Here is a 20408-nt window from a genome sequence, read left to right as displayed (position 1 = left end):
GCCTTTTCAAGATAAATTTATTCTTTAACAGATTTAAATCTATAATGTAAGTATGTGTAAGCGTCACGAGGTATAATAGTAATCCACTTTTTGTGTTTTAAATACCATTTAAAACGAATAGAATTTACGCCTTTTAATAAATATGCAGCAATAAAAGGATGCAAGTGTAATTGTATCTTTTTATTTTTAGGATTAGAAATAAATTTTTCTAAATCTGCCTCTATTTTGTCTAATAAGACAATTGGCGCTTCTACTTCTCCATTTTTATTTGGGTTGGTTTCCATAGTTTTTATACTTAACTCTGGCCTTACCCTTTGTCTTGTAATTTGAACTAAACCAAATTTACTTGGAGGTAATATTTTATGCTTTGTTCTGTCCAAAGCCATTTGTTCTTTTAAATGCTGGTATAGTTTGTTTCTATTTTCAGCTTTATGCATGTCTATAAAATCTACTACTATAATACCACCCATATCGCGCAATTGCAATTGGCGTGCTATTTCTGTTGCAGAAATTAAATTTACTTCTAGTGCAGTGTCTTCTTGAGAACCTGCTTTGTTAGAACGGTTTCCACTATTTACATCTATTACATGTAAAGCCTCTGTATGCTCTATAACTAAATAGGCACCTCTGCTCATAGAAACTGTTTTACCAAAAGAAGTTTTAATTTGTCTTTCTATACCATATTTTTCAAAAATTGGTATTTCAGACTTATGAAGCTTTACTATTTTTTCCTTTTCAGGATAAATTTCTTGTAGATACTCTTGAATCTCTACTTTTAAAGTTTCATCATTTGTAACAATATTTGTAAAAGAATCGTTCATAACATCTCTTAAAATAGAGGATGCTCTGTTTAATTCTCCTAAAATTTTTGTTGGTGTATTTGTATTTGCTATGCGTTTACACATAGTCACCCAACGTTCTAGAGAGTTTTGCAAATCTTTGTCTAATTCTGCTACCTTTTTACCTTCGGCAACAGTTCTTAGAATAACGCCAAAACCTTTTGGTTTTATGCTTTTTGCTAATCTTTTTAAGCGTTCTTTTTCTTTTGGATCTTCTATTTTTTGAGAAACAGAAACTCTGTTAGAAAAAGGTACTAAAACTAAAAATCTACCTGCTATAGACAACTCAGAACTTAATCTAGGTCCTTTTGTAGAAATTGGTTCTTTTACAATTTGTACCAACAAGTTTTGCCCTGTTTTTAGTACATCTTTAATGCTACCGTCTTTGTTAATATCAACTTCCTTTTGAAAGTTTTTTAACGTGAATTCTTTATACTTACCTGTGCTTACTTTCTTAATGAACGTATTTAATGAGTTTACCTGCGCACCTAAATCATGGTAATGTAAAAACCCGTCTTTTGGGTAACCTACATTCACAAAGGCTGCATTTAAACCGGTTAACACTTTTCCTATTTTGGCCAAAAATATATCGCCAACAGAAAACTTGTTACCCGTTGTTTCATTATTTAATTCAATAAGTTTTCCATCTCTTAATAAGGCAAAATCAATATCAGATGAATTGGAACGAATAATTAATTCTGTTTTCATACTGAAAATGGTTTTAACACTGCACTTCATTGTGCAGATGGATTAATTGAAATTCAGGTATTTTTAAATACCGATAGAAAATTTACAGCCTTACACTGCTTGCAAATTTTCTTATGTCAATGAACTTTTTTTTTATTACTTTTTCTTTTTGCTAAACAATAAACGAAAAAGTAAGCGAATGCTTACTTTTTCTTGTGTCTATTTGCTCTAGCTCTTTTCTTTCTTTTGTGTGTAGAGATCTTAGCTCTCTTTCTTTTTTTACCACTTGGCATAATGCTTGATGTTTTTTTAAGCCTTTACAGCTTAGATTAATAATATTTTACTTTACAGCTACTTTACTTTTTACACCTTCTGTAAATGTTTTTGCTGGTTTAAAAGCCGGTATGTTATGAGCTGGAATCTTAATAGTAGTATTCTTAGAAATATTTCTACCGGTTTTTTCTGCTCTTGTTTTTATAATAAAACTACCAAAACCTCTTAAATATACGTTATCCCCACTCTCTAATGCACCTTTAACTTCAGTCATAAATGCTTCTACAGTTGCCAAAACATCTGTTTTTTCAATTCCTGATTTATCTGAAATTTTCGATACGATATCTGCTTTCGTCATGTTTCTATTTTTACTATATTTTTATTAATTTACTTTCAAAAATGCGGATGCAAATATATGATAATTAATCAATTCCAAAAATATTAAACATTAAAATTATCTGAATTTTTAAATGTAATATTGCATTTCTATTTTTAACAAATGAATTTTTCTAACAAACTAATAACGTGGTATTTACAAAATAAAAGAGATTTACCTTGGCGTAAAACCAAGAATCCCTATTTTATTTGGTTAAGTGAAATCATGCTGCAACAAACAAGAGTTGCTCAAGGTTTGTCTTATTATTTAAAATTTACAACCACTTTTCCTACAATTTTTGACCTAGCAAAAGCAGATGAAAGTACGGTTTTAAAAATGTGGCAAGGTCTAGGCTATTATTCACGCGCAAGAAACCTACATTTTACAGCAAAATATATTGCTAACGAATTAAATGGCGAGTTTCCAGCTACATTTTCTGAAATTATAAAACTAAAAGGAATTGGAGATTATACAGCAGCAGCCATTGCCTCTTTTGCTTTTAATGAAGCTAAAGCTGTTGTAGATGGCAATGTATATCGTGTTTTATCGCGCTATTTTGGTATAGACACAGCCATAAATTCTACAAAGGGTATAAAAGAATTTAAAACATTAGCAGCTACTTTAATAGACCCAAAAACACCAGCAAACTATAACCAGGCAATTATGGAGTTTGGTGCCATACAATGTAAACCCAAAAAACCTTTATGCATGTTTTGTCCGCTAGCGGATAGTTGTGTAGCTCTCCAAAAAAATTTAGTAATACATTTACCTGTTAAAGAAAAAAAGATTAAAGTTAGAAAACGTTTTTTTAATTTTCTGGTGATAAAAACAAATGATGATAAAACCATTCTATCTGAAAGAAAAGGCAAAGGTATTTGGCAAGGTTTGTATCAATTTCCGCTAATTGAAAGTAAAAAAACCCTAAATAAAGAAAATTTAATAGCTACTGAAGAATTTAAAACCTTACTTACAACAGAAACTACGCTTAGTTTATTCAACCAAAAGGAAATTGTTCACAAACTTTCGCATCAACATTTATACACACAATTTTGGATTGTAGAAACAAAAACACACAAAGAGGCCAAGGTTTCTTGGCGTGCTATAGAAGATTTTCCTGTACCTGTTTTAATTGCAAATTTTTTGAAGCAATTTCAACTTAAAAAGTATTTGATATTTTTAGTACTTTTGATATAAGATAGAGTTGGTTTAAATTATTTCTCCTTAAAATTAAAAAATAAAATTAGACTTCTATTGCAATCAAATTAAAAAACAAAACTATGGCAGGCACAATAAATAAAGTAATTTTAATTGGTAATTTAGGAGATGATGTAAAAATGCATTATTTTGATGATCAAAATTGTGTTGGGCGCTTTCCTATTGCAACATCAGAAAGTTACAATAACAAACAAACTGGCGAAAAAATAACAAATACAGATTGGCATAATATTGTGGTTAGAAATGGTTTGGCAAAAGTTTGCGAAAAATACTTATCTAAAGGAGATAAGGTGTATGTAGAAGGCAAATTAAAAAACAGACAATGGGAGCAAGATGGTGTAAAACGCTACGCCACAGAAGTGCAAGTAACAGAAATGACCATGCTTTCTACAAAAAGAACTGCAGAAAATACTGCTAATATTGCACCAACACAAGACATTCCTAAACCAACCGTAACAAAAACGCCTGAACCAGAAGAAACAGACGATTTACCATTTTAATACTTTAAACCAAACCTTTATCTTGGATCCAGATCCCGAAATATTATTTACTACCTTAATTGCTTTTGATATTGTTACGTCTTTAAACGTAATTGTATTAATTATTTTATTAATTTGTTCTGCTTTAATTTCTGGTTCAGAAATTGCATTTTTTTCTTTAACACAAACCGATTTAAACGAGCTTTCTAACAACGGAAAACAAGAAAATATTGTAGTTACATTGTTAGAAAGACCAAGAAAATTATTGGCAACCATACTAATTACCAATAATTTTATAAATATTTTAATTGTACTACTTTTTGCCTCTTTAGGTAAAACGCTTTTTGGTAATTTTAATTTAAATATAGACCTCTACTATTTTACAATTCCATTGCGTTTTTTAATAGAAATAATACTTGTAACCTTTTTAATTTTACTTTTTGGAGAAGTTTTACCAAAAGTTTACGCTTCTAGAAATGCGTTACGATTTTCTAAATTAATGTCTAAATTTATACACACTGTAAACATTATTTTAACACCTTTTAGTTTGCCATTAATTACGCTTACCAAATGGGTAGAAAAAAAATTGGGCAGCAAAGGATCTAATTTTTCTGTAGAAACTTTATCACAAGCTTTAGAATTAACCACACAAGACGAAAGTAATAAAGGCGAACAAAAAATATTACAAGGCATTGTAAATTTTGGCAATACAGAAACGGTGCAAATAATGAAACCAAGAATAGATATTTTTGCCATTGCTACTGATGAAACTTATGAAGTAGTTTTAGATAAAATTCTAAAAAATGGCTATTCTAGAAATCCCGTTTACAAAGAAAATATAGATCATATTGTTGGCGTTTTATATGCCAAGGATTTATTAGCGCATTTAAATAAGAAAAATTTCAAATGGCAAACGCTAATTCGCGAACCCTTTTTTGTGCCTGAAAACAAAAAGTTAGACGATTTATTAAGCGATTTTAGAGCCATAAAAAATCATTTAGCAATTGTTGTAGATGAGTATGGTGGCACAAGTGGTTTGGTTACGCTAGAAGATGTTATAGAAGAAATTGTAGGAGATATTAATGATGAATTTGATGACGACGATTTATCCTATTCTAAAATAGACGAAAACAACTACATTTTTGATGGCAAAACTACAATTAAAGATTTTTGTAGGGTTTTAGATGATGAAGATGAAGCAATTTTTGAAGAAGAAAAAGGAGAAAGCGAAACTTTGGCAGGTTTTATTTTAGAAGTCTCTGGTAGATTTCCAAAAAAAGGAGAGAAAATAAACTTTAAAAATTACACGTTTACCATAGAAGCCATAGATAAAAAGAGAATTAAACAAGTAAAAGCAACAAGAAATGTGTAAAAAAAACACCATCCCTTTTTTCATTTTTTCATTTTTATTTATTTCAATTTCTTGTAATGATGATGTTTTGCCAAAACCCAAAGGATATTTAAGTTTAACCTATCCATCAAAAAAGTACAAAAAACTAGAGTTGGAAAGACCTTATACTTTTAAAGTTTTAGAAAACTCAAAAATTATAGACAAAACTAACAACTGGCTTTCTATTCAATATCCTAATTTAAAAGCATCTATAGATATTACATACAGACCAGTACAAAACAATATTACAGAACTTTTAAAAGAAGCCGAAAAACTGGTTTTTAAACACGCTGTAAAAGCCGAACAAATAGTACCAAAAGATTTTACCAATTACCAAAAACAAGTATTTGGTAGTATGTATGAAATTACTGGAAATGCTGCATCGCATTTGCAATTTCATATTACAGATAGTACAAAAAACTTCATAAAAGGTTCTTTATATTTTTATGCAAAACCCAATTACGATTCCATTTTACCAGCGGTAGCTTATATTAAAGAAGACGTTTTAAAATTGATGGAAACTACAGCGTGGAAAAATTAAACAATTTCCATTTTTTGTAACAGAAAAGAAGCATTCATGTTTTTGCAAACTCCGTTTTTTAAGCTGTAATCAAAAGACAATTCATTATTAGAGATTTCTGCATCAAAATAATAATTTTTAATGGTCGCAAATTCGTTTTCTAATTCGCATAAACTCACATCATGCGTAGCAATAATACCTGTAGATTTAGATTTGGTTAATTTTTCTACAAACTTTTTAGAGCCAATGGCTTTGTCTTTACTATTGGTTCCTTTTAAAATTTCGTCTAAAATAATAAAGTAATCTTCTTGCGCAATTTCATCAACAATAAATTTTAAACGCTTTAATTCACTGTAAAAATAACTTTCATCTTCTGTTAAAGAATCTGTAGTACGCATGCTTGTAATTAATTTTATTGGCGAATATTTAAAACTTTCTGCACAAACAGGCAAACCACAATTTGCCATAACAATAGATAAAGAAACCGTTCTTAAAAAGGTACTTTTACCCGCCATATTTGCACCTGTAATAATAAAAAATTCCTCTTTTTTAATGTTGAAGTTGTTATCTATTCTTTTGGTTTCATCCAATAAAGGATGTCCTAAATAAATACCTTCTACGCCATTATTTTCTAATGAAATTTCTGGATACGTAAATTTTGGTTTGTTAAAAACGAAATTGGCCAAAGAATTCTGTGCATCAAAAAAGGCAACCACTTGAAACCATTTTTCTGCGGTATGTTTGTAGCTATTAATCCACTTTTCTACTTTACAAGCATTATATATTTCAGTAAGAAAAAGCCCATTTCCAAAAACAGCAATTACAATATTGTTTCTTTGATCAAAAGCATCTAAAATTCTAGCAAATTCTTTAAATATTTTTGAAGCTTTTTTAGTTTCAGCATTAATAATTTCTTGTTTTTCTTTTAGTATTATTGATGAAAACTCTTCGTTCTCAATTTCATTTAACAATACATGATATTGTTTAAAAGTATCTCTAATTTTATCTGTATCTGTATATAAATTACCAGTTTTTTTTACATAGCTACCTGTAAAAAATAAACCTATAAAAAACCAGCACAAAATATAATTAAAACTCAGAAAACTTAGCGCAACTAAAGTAATTAAGGCTATTGAAATAATAGAAAACCCAACTTGTATTTTTGCCAAATAAGCAGGAAAAACACTACTATAATTAGAGAGCCAACCTACAATAGATTTTGAAGTATTTTTAACAGAAACCAAACTTGCCAACGCAGAAAAATGTTGTCTCCAAATTGGTTTTGTAGACAATTCTTTTAACGCATTTTGTTTCTCTAAAATTCCGGTTATTTTGTTTTCTGTTAAGGTGCTTGCTAAAAGTACTTTTCCGTCTTTAGTTTTTGTTCTGTTTAGGTATTGAAAAAAAGAACCTTTACCAAACAAATCTATATCATTGCTATAAAAATGTCTAGGATTTACAAATTCATCTCCGGCTTCTAAATGATGAAAATTTCTATTTAAAACACTAATTTCTGTATCATTACTATTAATTTTAGCCTTTACAATAGCTCTTTTTCTTTGTAAATTTTGATGTTTTATAAGCACAAATACAAATAATAAAACACCTAAAAAAGCCACGATAAAAACATCTGGATATTTACCTAAAGTAAGGTAAATTAAATAACAAGTTACTAGAAAAACACCTAGTCTAAAAACACTTAATTGTACTGATTTTTGCTTTAAAACTGCTGCTTTTTTTTCTAAATCGCGCTTTGTATTTGTATAGAATTCTAATGGATTTTGCATCTAAATTTTATTTATAACTAGAAATTCCACCAGTTAAATTCAACACCTTTAAATCTGGATATTTCGCTTTTAATTTTGAAGTTGCTTTGTAACTGTTAAGCCCTCTTTGGCAAACCATAACATACGTTTTATTAAAATCTACTTCTATTTTTTCAGCGTCAAATTTATGAATAGGAATGGTTTTATCAACTTTAAAAGGCAATTTTAAATTTTCTAAAACTGCTATAATTTCTAATTTATCATCACCTAAACTTCCTTTTAATTTTTCTGATGATATTTGCCAATCAGGGTTTTGATTAGCACAAGCAATATCTACATACGTTTGTACTTTAAATAATTTGGCAATTTGCTCTTTTAAAACAGTTGATTTTAACTTCATTTTTAACTGTGTATTTTGTAAAGAATTATAAATTAATAACTCATTAATTAAGGGTTTTCCAATACCTGTAATTAATTTTAAAACCTCATTTACCTGTTGTGTTGCAATTATTCCTACAATAGCATTTAACGTTCCTGCTTCTTCACAATTGGGAATATCTGTTGCCATTTCTGGAAAAGCATCTCTTAAATTTGCAGTGTAATTTCCGTCTTTCTGCAACACATTAAAAGTAGCTACATACCCATCAAACTTATATAAAGAACCATATACTAAAGGTTTATTTTTGATAACACAAGCGTCGTTTAACAAATATTTTGTGGGTAAAGAATCTGTTCCATCTACTACAATATCCACGTTTTCCATCAACTCAAAAACATTTTCTTTTGTAATGGGTTTGTTGGTAAAATTAACTTCTGTAAAAGGCGCTCTTTTTTTTATAAAGTTGGTTAAAACTGCTGCTTTTGGTTTCCCAATATCTTCTAGAGAATAAAAAACTTGTCTGTGAAGATTGGTAATATCTACCGTATCAAAATCTACCAAATGTATTTTTCCAATACCGCTTGCAGCTAAATACACTGCAATAGGACTTCCTAAACCACCACAGCCAACCACTAAAACAGAAGCGTTTTGTAGTTTTTGTTGCCCAACTGCTCCAATTTCTTGTAAAGTTATTTGGCGTTTAAAAAGTTGGGTTTTACTATTTTTCATTTTATTGTCATTGCGAGGAACGAAGCAATCTCCTCATTAAGATTCTATAATTAAATTAGCAGATTACTTCGTCATTCTTCCTCGTAATGACGATTTTAAAACTTCTTTTGCAGCTGCAAACTCTTCTGGAGTATTCACATTCCTAATAAAATCATCTTCAATTTCTAAAATTTCAACATCAGTATTAATTAACATTTTACGCGGACAAGAATAACCTTGTGCTAAATATTGTAGCAAAATTGGATACGCTTTTGGCTCATAAATCGTAATTAAAGGTTCAACAAATTCTTTACTTTTTCCTTTAATTGCTGTGGCTGCTTTACTGGGATTTCTGCATTTTAATAATTGCTGAATAATTTTATCATCTACAAAAGGAACATCTGTAGCCAACACCAACCAAGCCGAATTTGGATCTTTTTGAAAAGCAGAACAAATACCTCCAAAAGGCCCTAAATTTAAAAATTTATCCGAAATTTCATCGACTTTATGAGACTCATTTTCAACGGAATAAAACGTTTGTAAATTTTGTTTTTCTAATATTTCTTTTACGTGATTTTTTTGAGGCTTACCAAAATAATTGAGTTCAGATTTATCTGTTCCCATTCTTGTGCTTTTTCCACCTACTAAAACTAATCCCTTTACTGGTGCAATTTTTTCTTGAATTAAATTATGTATATGATTTGCAATTTTATCAACTTCATTAATTGTATAGCAAATCTTGTTTTTAATGTTTGGGTATTTTTCAACCAAAAAATCAAAAAACGCTGTTTCTGACTTTAATTTTACAATAAACTGAACAGCATCTAATTGGTCTAATCTCTTTAAAACGGATGCTTCTTTAGCTTCATCTAAAATTAAAATTTGTTTTGCACCTTGGTAATGATTGCCGTTTATAAAAACATAATCATATTGCGCAAATTTTAAACGTTGTTCAAATTTATTTACGTTTCCAGAAGTGGTTATTTGTAAATTTCCATCATGATGAAAAACATATTCAGACAATTTATTTTCTTCAATATTTTTTGCGTGTGACGCATCAAAATAAGCCAATTTATAGTCAGCTAATTTTTCTGATACTTTTTGTACTAGATTAGAAATATTATTGCAATTTGTTCCTAAAATGGCAATTTCATTTGGCGCAAAATTGTCGTTATCTCGTCTTTCTAAATTTGTATGTTTTTGATGTTTTTTCATTTTATGCTGAACTTGTTTCAGTATTTTTTATTCAATTTACTCTTACTCGTTAAGGTTGTCACGCTGTAAGCGTCTCACTCAAAAGTAAGAAACAAAACGCAGAGATTCTTTCAGAATGACAAACTGGGTGGGAAAATATTTTTACACAAAATTATCGTTATTTCTGCTCTCTAAATTTGTGTGTTTTTGATGTTTTTTCATTTTATCCTGAACTTATTTCAGTATTTTTTATTCAATTTACGTTTAAACATAAAGTTTGTCACGCTGTAAGCGTCTCACTCAACAGTAAGAAACAAAACGCAGAGATTCTTTCAGAATGACAAATTGTATGGGAAAATATTTTACACAAAATTATCGTTATTTCTGCTCTCTAAATTTTACGTTTCTAATATTTTTTCATTTTATGCTGAACTTATTTCAGTGTTTTTTTATTCAATTTACGCTAAAACATAAAATTTGTCACACTGTAAGCGTCCCACTCTTGAGTAAGAATAAAAACACAAAGATTCTTTCAGAATGACAAACTGTGTGGGAAAATATTTTATACAAAATTATCCTTTTTTCTTCTTTCTAAATTTGTGTGTTTTTGATGTTTTTTCATTTTATGCTGAACTTATTTCAGTGTTTTTTATTTAATTTACTTTTACTCGTTAAAGTTGTCACGCTGCAAGCGTCCCACTCATGAGTAAGATTCAAAGCGCAGAGATTCTTTCAGAATGACAAACTGGGTGGGCAAATATTTTGCTCAAAATTATCTTTGTCTTTTATTCAACTTACTTTTACCCGTTAAGGTTGTCACGCTGTAAGCGTCCCACTCATGAGTAAGAAACAAAACGCAGAGATTCTTTCAGAATGACAAACTGTGTGGAAAAATATTTTTCACAAAATTATCCATTTGTCTTCTCTCTAAATTTTACGTTTCTAATATTTTTTCATTTTATCCTGAACTTACTTCAGTGTTTTTTTCAATCTAAGCTTAAAAATAAAATTTGTCACGCTGTAAGCGTCCCACTCTTGAGTAAGAATAAAAACACAGAGATTCTTGCAGAATGACAAACTGTGTGGGAAAATGTAAGCGTCCCACTCAAGAGTATGAAACAAAACGCAGAGATTCTTTCAGAATGAAAAACTGTATGGGAAAATCAATTCTTTATATCTGATTTTCCGCCGGTTTTTTCTACTAATTTTACTTCTTTAATCACCATTTTTTGACTGATGCTTTTACACATATCATAGATAGTTAAACACGTAATGTTTGCACCTGTTAAAGCCTCCATTTCCACGCCTGTTTTCCCTTCTATAGTTACTTTGCAAAATACTTCTATATTTTCTAAATCTATTATATTTATATCAATATCTACGCCATTAATTAATAATGGATGGCACATTGGTATTAAATCGGATGTTTTTTTTACGGCTTGAATTCCAGCAATAATTGCAGTTTGAAAAACAGGGCCTTTTTTGGTTTTAAGTTCATTTTCTGAAAAATTAGAAACAACTTCTTTTCCTAAAAACATAGTTGCTTTTGCAATAGCTGTTCTTTTGGTAACGTTCTTATCAGAAACATTTACCATTTTAGGGTTGTTCTTTTTGTTGATGTGGGTAAAATTGCTCATTTAAATAGTTTTTAGTTTTAAATGTTTAATTTTTAGTTAAGTTATTCTGTGAAGTTTTAACAATGGAAGTTAAAATTCTAATTAACTCTTCAATGTCTAAAATTAATGAATTCACGTTTATATTTGTTAATTCACTTTCTTTTAATAATCTTAACCAATATTTTGTTTCTCTTGCCTCTTTTGATGAAATTGACATTTTTGCTGTAAAATCTTTTTTACTTTGTCCTGCTAATGCCTCTTCAATATTGGCTCCAATTGAAGTTCCACTTCTTAAAATTTGATTTGATATTATAAATTCCTTTTCTTGTTGTAATTGCTTGTAAAGGGAAATAATTTTTAGAGAAAATTGGAAACTCTTTTTTTGAACAATACTTTCTTTCATAGCGCAATCTTTAACTAAAAACTCAAAATTAAACACTTAAAACTATCTGTTTATCGATATCTAATTACAGGATAATTCTCTCCTTTCTTAAATGCTGTTTGTGTTGCTGGTAACTTTATAAAAGCATCTGCGTGTACTAAACTTGCCAAATCTCCAGATCCATTTCCTGTAATGGGTGTTGCTAATAAATGGCCAAATTTATCGCTTAATTTTACTTGTAAAAAGTAGGTTAAATTAGGTTTAAACGTTACGTTTTCTGTTAAAATTGCTGTTTCTTCTTTAGTTTCTATTCCAACTGATTTGGAGTACCACGGATAAAAATAGGCCAAACAATTTACAAATGTAGAAATTGGATTTCCTGGGAAACCAAAAACAATGGTTTTGTTACTATTTTCTTTCTGATGCTCCTCTTTTTCATCAGTATTTAATGAAGTTGCGCTTCCAAACCAAAAGGGTTTTCCTGGTCTTTGTGTAACTTTATGAAATAATTTTTCTACACCTAATTCTTCAAAAACTCCGGGTAAAAAATCGAATTTTCCTTTGCTAACTGCGCCACTAAAAAGTAGCACATCATATGTTTGTAAATAGTTTTCTATTTTAGTTTTTAAAACAGATTTATTATCTGTAATATGTGCAGTTTTAGAAGGAATATGTAACTTTTCTAACAAAGAAACCAAGGTAAAAACATTACTTCTTCTAATTTGATGTTCTAGTGGAATTTCTTCTACACCAACCAACTCATCTCCTGTAGAAATAATGATAACTTTGGGCAGTTTTGCAACTTTTACGTTTGATTTACCAACGGTTGCTAAAACACCTATTTCTGCTGCAGAAATTACTTTATTTGCTGTAATTAATACATCGCCAACTTTACCATCTTTTCCTTTTGGATGTACATTCTGATTTTTTTTTATTGCATCAACAGTAATTGTTGCAATCCCGTTTTTTATAGTTACATCTTCATATCTAATAACCGTATTTGTGTTGTCTGGTAAAACTGCACCTGTCATTACTTCAATACAATTTTCTTTGTTTTGCATTGAAATTTGTTCACTTCCTGCTGGCTGAATTCCTTCTATTTTAAAACTTTTTTTTCCGTTTCTAAAAGTTGTAAAATCAATTGCAATTCCATCCATAGAAACTCTGTTAAAAGGCGGAAAATCTCTATCTGCAACAATTTCTTCTTTTAAAATTCTACCAACTGCTTTTAAAAAAGGAACTTCTTCTACTCCAAAATTTTGGCTTGAGTTTAAAATGATATGTTCTGCTTCTTTTACTGAAATCATAAGTTTAACTTATCTAAAATATTTTGTAATTCAACATCTCTATTATTCACTACAAAACAATACACTTTGCCTTCTTTGCTGGTTACTTTAATTCCGTTATCTATTAATTTCATAGTTTTTCTTTTGGTCACAGAGCTTATGTCTTGATAAGCGATATTGGTTTGTCCTTTTTGAATATTTAAACTGTGGCTTTTAAAAATTAATCTAGCATTTGTTAAAAATATTTTACCTCCAACACCTTCTAATCCTCTAAATAAATTTGCAAAAATTTCTCTTTCTGGCACTTCATCTGCTAGTAAACTTGGTTTAATAGTATCAATCCTTTTCCCAACAAGCTTGTTCATAAGTTTAGGAAACAAGAAAACAAAAAAAAGTGTCATGGCAACACCGTAAATTAATGATTGAGCTACCAAATTTTTTAGAGTTAACTCATTGTCTAATAAATATAGAATAAAACCATAGCCAAAAGTTACGGAAACACTTAATAATGTAATTTGTTTCCAATTGAGTTTTACTTCAAATTTTTTTTCCATAATACTTCGTTGAGTTTTTTATTTAAAAATTATAGGTTTCTAAAAATTAGTGATAAACCATAAAAAAGCATAAGTATTAAAAATAACCAGTTTTTAAAAAAAGACTTAAATGTTATCTTTTTAGATTTCTTTTCATCTGTATTATTAGAGATAAAAAACTGAATAATTATAACTATTTTACAAAGTATTACAATAAAAACACCTGCTTCCAGAGCATGAACTTCAAAAATGTTTTTTAATGCATCCATGTTACCCACCAATTGTACTCATACTTTCAGAAGCACCACCATCTTTTCTATTTGCTTCTGCAATAAAACCGTTTTCTGGTTTTTGTTTTACTAAAGATAAAAAAAGTTCTTTTAAATCGTTATTACTTGCGCCATTTCTTATAAAATCTCTAAGGTTAAAAACGCCATCATCAAACAAGCAATTTTTAAAAGTACCTGTAGATGTTATTCTAATTCTGTTACAATCGTTACAAATAGTTCTTGTAAATGCAGGTATAATTCCGAAAGTTCCTAAGTGGTTTTCTACTTTATAATTTCTAGAGGTTGATGATTTCTCGGACTGAATTTCATCCACAGAAAACTCGGTTTTAACTTCATTTAAAATTTTAGCAAACGTCCAGTTTTCTTGCATTTCACGTTGTCCTTTTCCGTTAAAAGGCATTTCTTCAATAAAACGAACAGCTACATTTTTATCTTTTGTTAATCTTACAAAATCAACAATCTCATCAGTATTAAAACCAGATTGTACAACCACATTTAGCTTTAAATTTAAACTGCTTTTTTCTAGCAATTCAAACGTTTTATAAACTTCTGGATATACATCTCTACGCGTAATTTTCGCAAATTTTTCACGGTTTAAACTATCTATACTTAAATTGATGTTTTTTACTTTTTTAAGTTGCTCAATTTTAGCAATATGATTAGAAATTAAAGCGCCATTTGTGGTAATATTAATAGCGTCTAACAAATCGTTATAAGACAACATTTCTAGAAAACCCACAAAATCTTTACGCACAAAAGGTTCGCCACCTGTTAAACGTACTTTATTTACACCCAATTCTGTTAACACGCGAATTAAACGATACATTTCTTTAAACGTAAGTAATTCTTGTTTGGGTACAATATTTATTCCATGAGCAGGCATGCAATATTGGCAACGCAAATTACAGCGATCTGTAACTGCGAGTCTAACATACTCCATTTGTCTGCCAAAATTGTCTATTAATTTACTCATTTAATTTGGTAATTTCTTGCTAATTAATCCATAGAAAAATGCGCCTAATAATGCTCCAATTAATAAAATTAAAGCAGGTATTAATTTAAAACCCAAAATTACAAAAATAGGTGCTGCACAAGCGCCAGAAATTCCCCAACCTAAGCCAAATAAGGTTCCACCAAAAATGGTACTTATAAAACCCTTCTTTTTTGGTTTTGGTACTATTTTATTGCCATTAATGTCTTTTATCTTACCATTTTTAAACAACTGCATAATTATGGCAGAAATTACAACTGCACCTCCAATAATGCCATACATATGAAAAGATTGAAATTTAAACATTTCGTAAAATCTGTACCAAGAAATGGCTTGAGATTTGCTTAATACAATTGCGAAAAAAATTCCTAATATTAAAAATTTGATGTTTTTCATGTAATGTTTTTTTGATATTGAATCGAGTTTAAAATAAAATGGGAATTATAAACCATGTAGCTATAATACCACCAATAAAAAAGCCAATTACAGCTAGTAAAGAAGGTATTTCTAAATTACTTAAACCTGTAATGGCATGTCCTGAAGTACAACCACCTGCATAACGTGTTCCAAAACCCACTAAAACGCCTGAAAAAAGTAATATTAAAAAACCTTTTAAAGAGAATGCGTTTTTACCAAAAATTTCATCTGGAAAATATTGATTTGCTGTATTAGCAAAACCTAAATCTGTTAATTCTTGAACCGTTTTTGGATTTAAAGCTACATGTTGATTAGGAATTAAATAGGTTGATGAAATAAAGCCACCAATAATTAAACCAACTACAAATAACAAAGCAAAGTCTCTTTGTTTCCAATCTTTTTTAAAATAATCAGAAAATTTTCCTGCGCCAGCCATGGTGCAAAGCGTTTCAAAGTTTGTTGAAGCTCCAAAATTTTGGCCAAAATAAAAATATAAAAATAGCGATAAAGCTATTAATGGGCCGCCAATAAACCAAGGCCAAGGTTGTAATATAAAATCCATAATTAAATATTTTCTTTTAAATAATTCATAATTATTGAAGTTGCACCTAAATTATCTTCAATATATTTTCTGTTGATAGTACCTGTTAATTTTCTAAAATTTTCATCGTTTTTTAAATGAACAAGGTTTTCTGTAAATTCTTTCTGATTTTTAATAGCAATACAACCACCAATTTTTACCAAATCTACAGCTTCTTTAAACTTACTGTATTGATTTCCTATAAGAACAGGAATCCCAAAAGTTGCGGGTTCTAAAATATTGTGTAAACCTGTTTTTAAACCTCCACCAACATAAGCCAAATCTGCAGCTGCATAAATTTTGGTTAAAATTCCTATAGTGTCTATGATAAATACTTGGCTTTCTTTTAAAGATAGGTTTGCATTATTCTCAATAACATCAGAATAAAGTATATTTTTTTTGTTGATGGATTTTTGCAGTTCTAAAATTGCATCTGCTTTAATATTATGTGGTGCAATAATAAATTTTTCGTCTTCTAAAGCCTTGTTATTTATGTAATTCACTAACAGCGCTTCATCTTCTTGCCAAGTGCTACCTGCAACTATTGTGTATTTATTATCTTTAAATTCGTTTATAAAATCTAAAGCGTTTTCTTGTTCTAAAATTTTAGAAACTCTGTCAAAACGGGTATCTCCTGCAACGCTAACATTTTTAAAGTTGATGGAATTTAGTAATTCTTTAGAGTTTTGGTCTTGCACAAAAAAGTAATGAAATGCTTGCAAAGCACTCCTCATAAAACCTCCATACCCTTTAAAAAATAGTTGCTTTTCTCTTAAAATACCAGAAACTAGAATGGTTTTAATTTCTTTCTTTTTTAATTCGTTCAAAAGATTGGGCCAGAACTCATATTTTATAAAAATGGCTATTTTAGGATTTACTATTTCTATAAACTTTTGCGCATTTTTTTTAGAATCTAAAGGCAAATAACAAATTACATCTGCTAAAGGATAGTTTTTTCTAATTTGATAACCAGAAGGTGAAAAAAAAGTAACTAAAATTTTATGCTTTATATTTTGACTTTTAATTGCTTCAATTAAAGGTATTGCTTGCTCAAACTCGCCTAAAGACGAGGCGTGAAACCAAATTACTTGCTCATTTTTTAGTGTAGCTATTTTTGTAAAAGTATCTTTTCCGCCAGCAACAAAAAATTGTAATTTTTTACTAAACTTAGCAAATATAGGCAAGCATAGAGAAGCTATTAAAACTATAAAATTATAAGCATAAATCATTTGCTACAAAAATACAAAAAGTACAAGCGAAATGAGCCGAAATAATTGTGAATAAAAAAAGCTACCAATGATGGTAGCTTTTTAATGATTATCTTGTTTTAATATTTTAAACGTCTACATTCCCCCGAAAAAAAAGTTTAAATCTATTAATACATTGTAAATATAAGTCAAAACTTAACATAGGTTATGTAAAATGTTCTAAACGGCTAAATAATGTTCTAAAAGTGTTTTAGCGTGTATTAAATTAAATTAAAGCGGGTTATAACATCATCTTTATATTTTTTACCTATTGGCAATTCTTCATTTAAAACCATTAAAGTAGTGTGCGATATTTGTGATAAATACATTGTATTAACTATATAACGTCTATGAATTCTTATAAAGGAATCATTTAATTTATTTAAAATTTCATTTAAACTTGTTCTTGCTACAATTTTTTGATTATTCTTTAAAATAATCTCTATATAAACGTGGGCACTTTGAAAATAAAGAATATCTTCAAAATACACCTTTTTGTAAGCTCCTTTTTCTTTTATAAAAAGCGCTTCTTTGTTTTTTGCTTTTTGAGTTTCTGCTTCTTTAACGCTTTCAGAAAAATTATGCATTGTAATTTCTAATGATGTATACAATTCTTGCTTAGAAAATGGTTTAATTAAATAAGCTGGTGGCATTACCTCTTTGGCTGAATTTAATGTAATTTTATCGGAATTTGAGGTTAAAAATATAAACGGAAAGGAATAAGAAGCTCTTATTTTTTTAGCAATATCAATACCTGTTTTTTTTCCTGATAAATGAATGTCTAAAATAGCAATGTCTGGCTTTTCTTTTTCTATTGCTATTAGCGCCTCTGTATAATTTATGGCAGGCTCTAAAGTTTCATAACCTAAATCTCTTAAAGCATTGCAAATGTTGTCTGCAATAATAATTTCATCTTCTACTACTAAAACTTTTAATTTGCTCATGTTAGTCTACCAATTGCCTCCCTTCAAAGTCTTTAACAATAATTTCAAATTTTGTACCGTTTACATTACTAACATTTATAGACCCGTGTAATTGCCTTACCAATCTATGAATTAATCTTAATCCTAAACTGGTTATTTTTTTCAAATTAATTTTATCAGAAATTCCTGGTCCGTTATCTTGAATAACTAGCTTAATATCTTTATTTTCTGTTTTAGTCATAACTATATCTAAGCGTTTCTTCTCTATTTTACTAAAGGCATATTTATAAGAATTGGTAATAATTTCATTAATAATTAAACCAAGTGGTATTGCTGTATCTATATCTAGCATCATATTTTTAGAAACAATTTTAGTTTCTACCTCATTCTTATCATCATAAATAGCATTAATTTCTTTAATTAATAATTGAATATATTCATCAAAATCTATTAAACCTTTTTCATTTAAATATAGTTTTTGATGGATCAAAGCCATAGATTTTACTCTATTTTTACCCTCTAAAATAAGACTTAATGCTTTCTCATCTTCTATATCTTTTACCTGAAGTTCTAGTAAACTTGTAATGAGTTGAAAATTATTTTTAACCCTATGGTGTATTTCTTTAACAAGTAAATCTTTTTCTTTAAGCGATTTTTTAATCAGTTTATTCTTTTCTGATAGTTGTAAAGATTGCTTTTTTAATTTTCTAAGTGTAATAAATGTAACACCCAAAAGAAACAATAAAAGTGATGCAATAATAAGATATAACTTTGTTTTTTCTTTTTCTATTTGCACTTCTATTTCTTTTTCTTTTTCTGTTTGTGCTATTTTAAAACTTGCTAATGATGATGATAATTCTTCTGAATAGATTTTTCTTGTTAGTTCTATTCCTTTTTCTTTATAAGCTAAAGCTTCATCATAATATTTATGTTTATGTAAAGCCCTAGAAAATTTATCTATTAAAAAAAAGTATCCATTAGAATTTTGATTTTTACCTAAAACTTCTAATTTTTTTGTTAATTCTAAAACATTACTAACTTCAAACTTTTTTAAAATTGCCTTAAAAACTTCTGATTCTTTATTTAATTTGGTAATGATTTGGACGTACAATAAGTAAGAGTAAATTTTTGCTTCTGAATTGTACAACTCATCAATTAATTGGGCTACTTTTTCTTCGTAACCGCCTTTATAAATGTAGGCATTAATAATATTTCTTAAAGCTTTGTAATAATAAAAACTATGTTTTGGTAATTGCTTATCCAAAGCAAGTAATTTTTCTGAGCTAGTTATAAATTTATCTACATTCTTTTCATAAAGCAAATAACCATTATAATTATATAAAAACGCAATTTGTAATTCAGTATCGTTTAATTCTTCTGCTATTTTTAGGCAATCTAAGCTAAGTTTTTTTCCTTTTTCCAACTCTTTTTCTATGAAGTACATTACTACAGTATGTGTTTTTAGTTTTGTAGTAGCCCAAAGATAATTAGGTTTTTTTTCAGAAAATTGTTTTATGTAGTTCTCAAGTTTTTTTTGTTCTATATTTCCTTCGCTTAGATGCGCGTCTTCTAATAATTTGGTAATTAAAATCCACTTTATATTAAAAAAATCTATATTAATTTTGTCTTTATTTAAAGGTTCTTTTACCGTTTTATTAATATAACGTTGCACCTCTAAATAATCTACATTTTGTCTTTTTGTTAGCTTAAGAATAAACAAATAATAGTCTGCATAAGTTAATTTTTCTTTAGCAATTAATTTGTTTAACAATTTTTTTTGAGGAGAAACATCTAGACTATTTAAAAAATAGGATGCAGAATCTAGCTTATCTTGTAAAATGTACTGCTCTACTTTAAAATAATCTAAATTTGATTGCGCAAACAATTGTAATGCAGAAAAGAAGATAGCAATACTAATGTATAATTTCATAGTTTTGGGGAATTAACATATGAAAGTAACTAAAAGAATTTAAAAAATTTACATTTTTTGCAAAAAAAAGCTCAAACAACTAAATGTTTGAGCTTTTTTATATTTTAAAACTTAAATATTAAGCTTCAAATGGAGTAATAGATACGTAAGATCTGTTATCTCTTTTCTTTTGAAATTCTACAATTCCATCAACCTTTGCATGTAAAGTATGATCTTTACCCATGTAAACGTTTTCTCCTGGATTGTGTGTAGTTCCTCTTTGTCTAACAATAATGTTACCAGCAATTGCTGCTTGACCACCAAAAATCTTTACGCCTAAACGTTTTGATTCTGATTCTCTACCGTTCTTAGAACTACCTACACCTTTTTTATGTGCCATTGTATTGA

General features: G+C 28.7%; 20 protein-coding genes. 4 read left to right on the top strand and 16 right to left on the bottom strand.

The window, feature by feature from the left end; all coding sequences use genetic code 11:
* Positions 1 to 17: 17 nt before the first annotated feature.
* Positions 18 to 1547: an Rne/Rng family ribonuclease gene (locus tag Q0762_RS12650; protein WP_298767273.1), complete on the bottom strand. Its 1530-nt coding sequence runs from the start codon at positions 1545 to 1547 to the stop codon at positions 18 to 20.
* Between the two features lie 319 nt (positions 1548 to 1866).
* Entirely contained in the window at positions 1867 to 2157 is a 291-nt protein-coding gene (locus Q0762_RS12645; RefSeq protein ID WP_187482354.1) for an HU family DNA-binding protein, read from the bottom strand.
* A gap of 141 nt (positions 2158 to 2298) precedes the next feature.
* Here Q0762_RS12645 and mutY point away from each other — a divergent pair, with 141 nt between their 5' ends.
* The 4 genes from mutY to gldD all read left to right on the top strand — a co-directional run bounded on the left by mutY (position 2299) and on the right by gldD (position 5800).
* Positions 2299 to 3369 carry an A/G-specific adenine glycosylase gene (mutY, locus tag Q0762_RS12640; protein WP_298767271.1) on the top strand — a complete coding sequence of 357 codons (1071 nt, stop codon included), beginning with the start codon at positions 2299 to 2301 and terminating at the stop codon, positions 3367 to 3369.
* An 83-nt stretch (positions 3370 to 3452) separates the two neighbouring features.
* Positions 3453 to 3890, top strand: a complete 438-nt coding sequence (gene ssb, locus Q0762_RS12635) for a single-stranded DNA-binding protein (RefSeq protein WP_298767270.1) — start codon at positions 3453 to 3455, stop codon at positions 3888 to 3890.
* 22 nt (positions 3891 to 3912) lie between these two features.
* On the top strand, positions 3913 to 5241 hold the full coding sequence (locus Q0762_RS12630) for a gliding motility-associated protein GldE (RefSeq protein ID WP_298767269.1): 1329 nt from the start codon (positions 3913 to 3915) through the stop codon (positions 5239 to 5241).
* Positions 5234 to 5800 (top strand): gliding motility lipoprotein GldD, encoded by a 567-nt coding sequence (gldD, locus tag Q0762_RS12625; protein WP_298767268.1) that lies wholly within the window; start codon positions 5234 to 5236, stop codon positions 5798 to 5800. Before Q0762_RS12630 ends, gldD begins: the two co-directional genes overlap by 8 nt.
* On the opposite strand, the gene Q0762_RS12620 is transcribed toward gldD, so the two are convergent.
* From Q0762_RS12620 to rpmA, 14 genes are all read right to left on the bottom strand, one after another.
* Positions 5797 to 7566: a DNA mismatch repair protein MutS gene (locus Q0762_RS12620; RefSeq protein ID WP_298767267.1), complete on the bottom strand. Its 1770-nt coding sequence runs from the start codon at positions 7564 to 7566 to the stop codon at positions 5797 to 5799. The genes gldD and Q0762_RS12620 overlap by 4 nt on opposite strands.
* Before the next feature lie 7 nt (positions 7567 to 7573).
* Positions 7574 to 8653, bottom strand: a complete 1080-nt coding sequence (locus tag Q0762_RS12615) for a HesA/MoeB/ThiF family protein (protein WP_298767266.1) — start codon at positions 8651 to 8653, stop codon at positions 7574 to 7576.
* A 63-nt stretch (positions 8654 to 8716) separates the two neighbouring features.
* Positions 8717 to 9847, bottom strand: a complete 1131-nt coding sequence (locus tag Q0762_RS12610) for an NTP transferase domain-containing protein (RefSeq protein WP_298767265.1) — start codon at positions 9845 to 9847, stop codon at positions 8717 to 8719.
* Positions 9848 to 10989: 1142 nt separating this feature from the next.
* The gene (gene moaC / locus Q0762_RS12605) at positions 10990 to 11463 is read right to left on the bottom strand and encodes a cyclic pyranopterin monophosphate synthase MoaC (protein ID WP_298767264.1); all 474 of its coding nucleotides are present in this window, start codon (positions 11461 to 11463) and stop codon (positions 10990 to 10992) included.
* A 25-nt stretch (positions 11464 to 11488) separates the two neighbouring features.
* Complete coding sequence (locus Q0762_RS12600) at positions 11489 to 11845, bottom strand: four helix bundle protein (protein WP_298767263.1); 357 nt, start codon at positions 11843 to 11845, stop codon at positions 11489 to 11491.
* 50 nt (positions 11846 to 11895) lie between these two features.
* Positions 11896 to 13131 carry a molybdopterin molybdotransferase MoeA gene (locus Q0762_RS12595; protein WP_298767262.1) on the bottom strand — a complete coding sequence of 412 codons (1236 nt, stop codon included), beginning with the start codon at positions 13129 to 13131 and terminating at the stop codon, positions 11896 to 11898.
* A complete protein-coding gene (locus Q0762_RS12590) occupies positions 13128 to 13664 on the bottom strand; it encodes a GRAM domain-containing protein (RefSeq protein ID WP_298767261.1) in 537 nt (178 codons plus the stop codon). Before Q0762_RS12590 ends, Q0762_RS12595 begins: the two co-directional genes overlap by 4 nt.
* Positions 13665 to 13913: 249 nt before the next feature.
* On the bottom strand, positions 13914 to 14906 hold the full coding sequence (gene moaA / locus Q0762_RS12585) for a GTP 3',8-cyclase MoaA (RefSeq protein ID WP_298767260.1): 993 nt from the start codon (positions 14904 to 14906) through the stop codon (positions 13914 to 13916).
* On the bottom strand, positions 14907 to 15320 hold the full coding sequence (locus Q0762_RS12580) for a YeeE/YedE thiosulfate transporter family protein (protein WP_298767259.1): 414 nt from the start codon (positions 15318 to 15320) through the stop codon (positions 14907 to 14909).
* Between the two features lie 28 nt (positions 15321 to 15348).
* Positions 15349 to 15903 carry a YeeE/YedE thiosulfate transporter family protein gene (locus Q0762_RS12575; protein ID WP_298767258.1) on the bottom strand — a complete coding sequence of 185 codons (555 nt, stop codon included), beginning with the start codon at positions 15901 to 15903 and terminating at the stop codon, positions 15349 to 15351.
* Between the two features lie 2 nt (positions 15904 to 15905).
* Positions 15906 to 17150, bottom strand: a complete 1245-nt coding sequence (locus Q0762_RS12570) for a glycosyltransferase N-terminal domain-containing protein (protein WP_298767257.1) — start codon at positions 17148 to 17150, stop codon at positions 15906 to 15908.
* A 239-nt stretch (positions 17151 to 17389) separates the two neighbouring features.
* The gene (locus tag Q0762_RS12565; protein WP_298767256.1) at positions 17390 to 18112 is read right to left on the bottom strand and encodes a response regulator; all 723 of its coding nucleotides are present in this window, start codon (positions 18110 to 18112) and stop codon (positions 17390 to 17392) included.
* 1 nt (position 18113) lies between these two features.
* The gene (locus tag Q0762_RS12560) at positions 18114 to 20021 is read right to left on the bottom strand and encodes a sensor histidine kinase (protein WP_298767255.1); all 1908 of its coding nucleotides are present in this window, start codon (positions 20019 to 20021) and stop codon (positions 18114 to 18116) included.
* Positions 20022 to 20139: 118 nt separating this feature from the next.
* Positions 20140 to 20400: a 50S ribosomal protein L27 gene (rpmA, locus tag Q0762_RS12555; protein WP_208080109.1), complete on the bottom strand. Its 261-nt coding sequence runs from the start codon at positions 20398 to 20400 to the stop codon at positions 20140 to 20142.
* Positions 20401 to 20408 lie beyond the last annotated feature (8 nt).

Origin of the sequence: uncultured Polaribacter sp., from assembly GCF_947495205.1 — a bacterium.
Taxonomy (GTDB): domain Bacteria; phylum Bacteroidota; class Bacteroidia; order Flavobacteriales; family Flavobacteriaceae; genus Polaribacter.
This window is presented reverse-complemented; position numbering and strand designations above follow the sequence as displayed.

Coding starts and splice junctions, on each gene's coding strand:
- Q0762_RS12645 (WP_187482354.1), bottom strand. CDS start 2,157: ATGACGAAAGCAGATATCGTATCGAAAATTTCAGATAAATCAGGAATT.
- Q0762_RS12615 (WP_298767266.1), bottom strand. CDS start 8,653: ATGAAAAATAGTAAAACCCAACTTTTTAAACGCCAAATAACTTTACAA.
- Q0762_RS12595 (WP_298767262.1), bottom strand. CDS start 13,131: ATGATTTCAGTAAAAGAAGCAGAACATATCATTTTAAACTCAAGCCAA.
- rpmA (WP_208080109.1), bottom strand. CDS start 20,400: ATGGCACATAAAAAAGGTGTAGGTAGTTCTAAGAACGGTAGAGAATCA.
- Q0762_RS12600 (WP_298767263.1), bottom strand. CDS start 11,845: ATGAAAGAAAGTATTGTTCAAAAAAAGAGTTTCCAATTTTCTCTAAAA.
- Q0762_RS12650 (WP_298767273.1), bottom strand. CDS start 1,547: ATGAAAACAGAATTAATTATTCGTTCCAATTCATCTGATATTGATTTT.
- Q0762_RS12575 (WP_298767258.1), bottom strand. CDS start 15,903: ATGGATTTTATATTACAACCTTGGCCTTGGTTTATTGGCGGCCCATTA.
- Q0762_RS12590 (WP_298767261.1), bottom strand. CDS start 13,664: ATGGAAAAAAAATTTGAAGTAAAACTCAATTGGAAACAAATTACATTA.
- Q0762_RS12580 (WP_298767259.1), bottom strand. CDS start 15,320: ATGAAAAACATCAAATTTTTAATATTAGGAATTTTTTTCGCAATTGTA.
- Q0762_RS12565 (WP_298767256.1), bottom strand. CDS start 18,112: ATGAGCAAATTAAAAGTTTTAGTAGTAGAAGATGAAATTATTATTGCA.
- Q0762_RS12560 (WP_298767255.1), bottom strand. CDS start 20,021: ATGAAATTATACATTAGTATTGCTATCTTCTTTTCTGCATTACAATTG.
- Q0762_RS12620 (WP_298767267.1), bottom strand. CDS start 7,566: ATGCAAAATCCATTAGAATTCTATACAAATACAAAGCGCGATTTAGAA.
- moaC (WP_298767264.1), bottom strand. CDS start 11,463: ATGAGCAATTTTACCCACATCAACAAAAAGAACAACCCTAAAATGGTA.
- Q0762_RS12570 (WP_298767257.1), bottom strand. CDS start 17,150: ATGATTTATGCTTATAATTTTATAGTTTTAATAGCTTCTCTATGCTTG.
- gldD (WP_298767268.1), top strand. CDS start 5,234: ATGTGTAAAAAAAACACCATCCCTTTTTTCATTTTTTCATTTTTATTT.
- ssb (WP_298767270.1), top strand. CDS start 3,453: ATGGCAGGCACAATAAATAAAGTAATTTTAATTGGTAATTTAGGAGAT.
- Q0762_RS12610 (WP_298767265.1), bottom strand. CDS start 9,847: ATGAAAAAACATCAAAAACATACAAATTTAGAAAGACGAGATAACGAC.
- mutY (WP_298767271.1), top strand. CDS start 2,299: ATGAATTTTTCTAACAAACTAATAACGTGGTATTTACAAAATAAAAGA.
- moaA (WP_298767260.1), bottom strand. CDS start 14,906: ATGAGTAAATTAATAGACAATTTTGGCAGACAAATGGAGTATGTTAGA.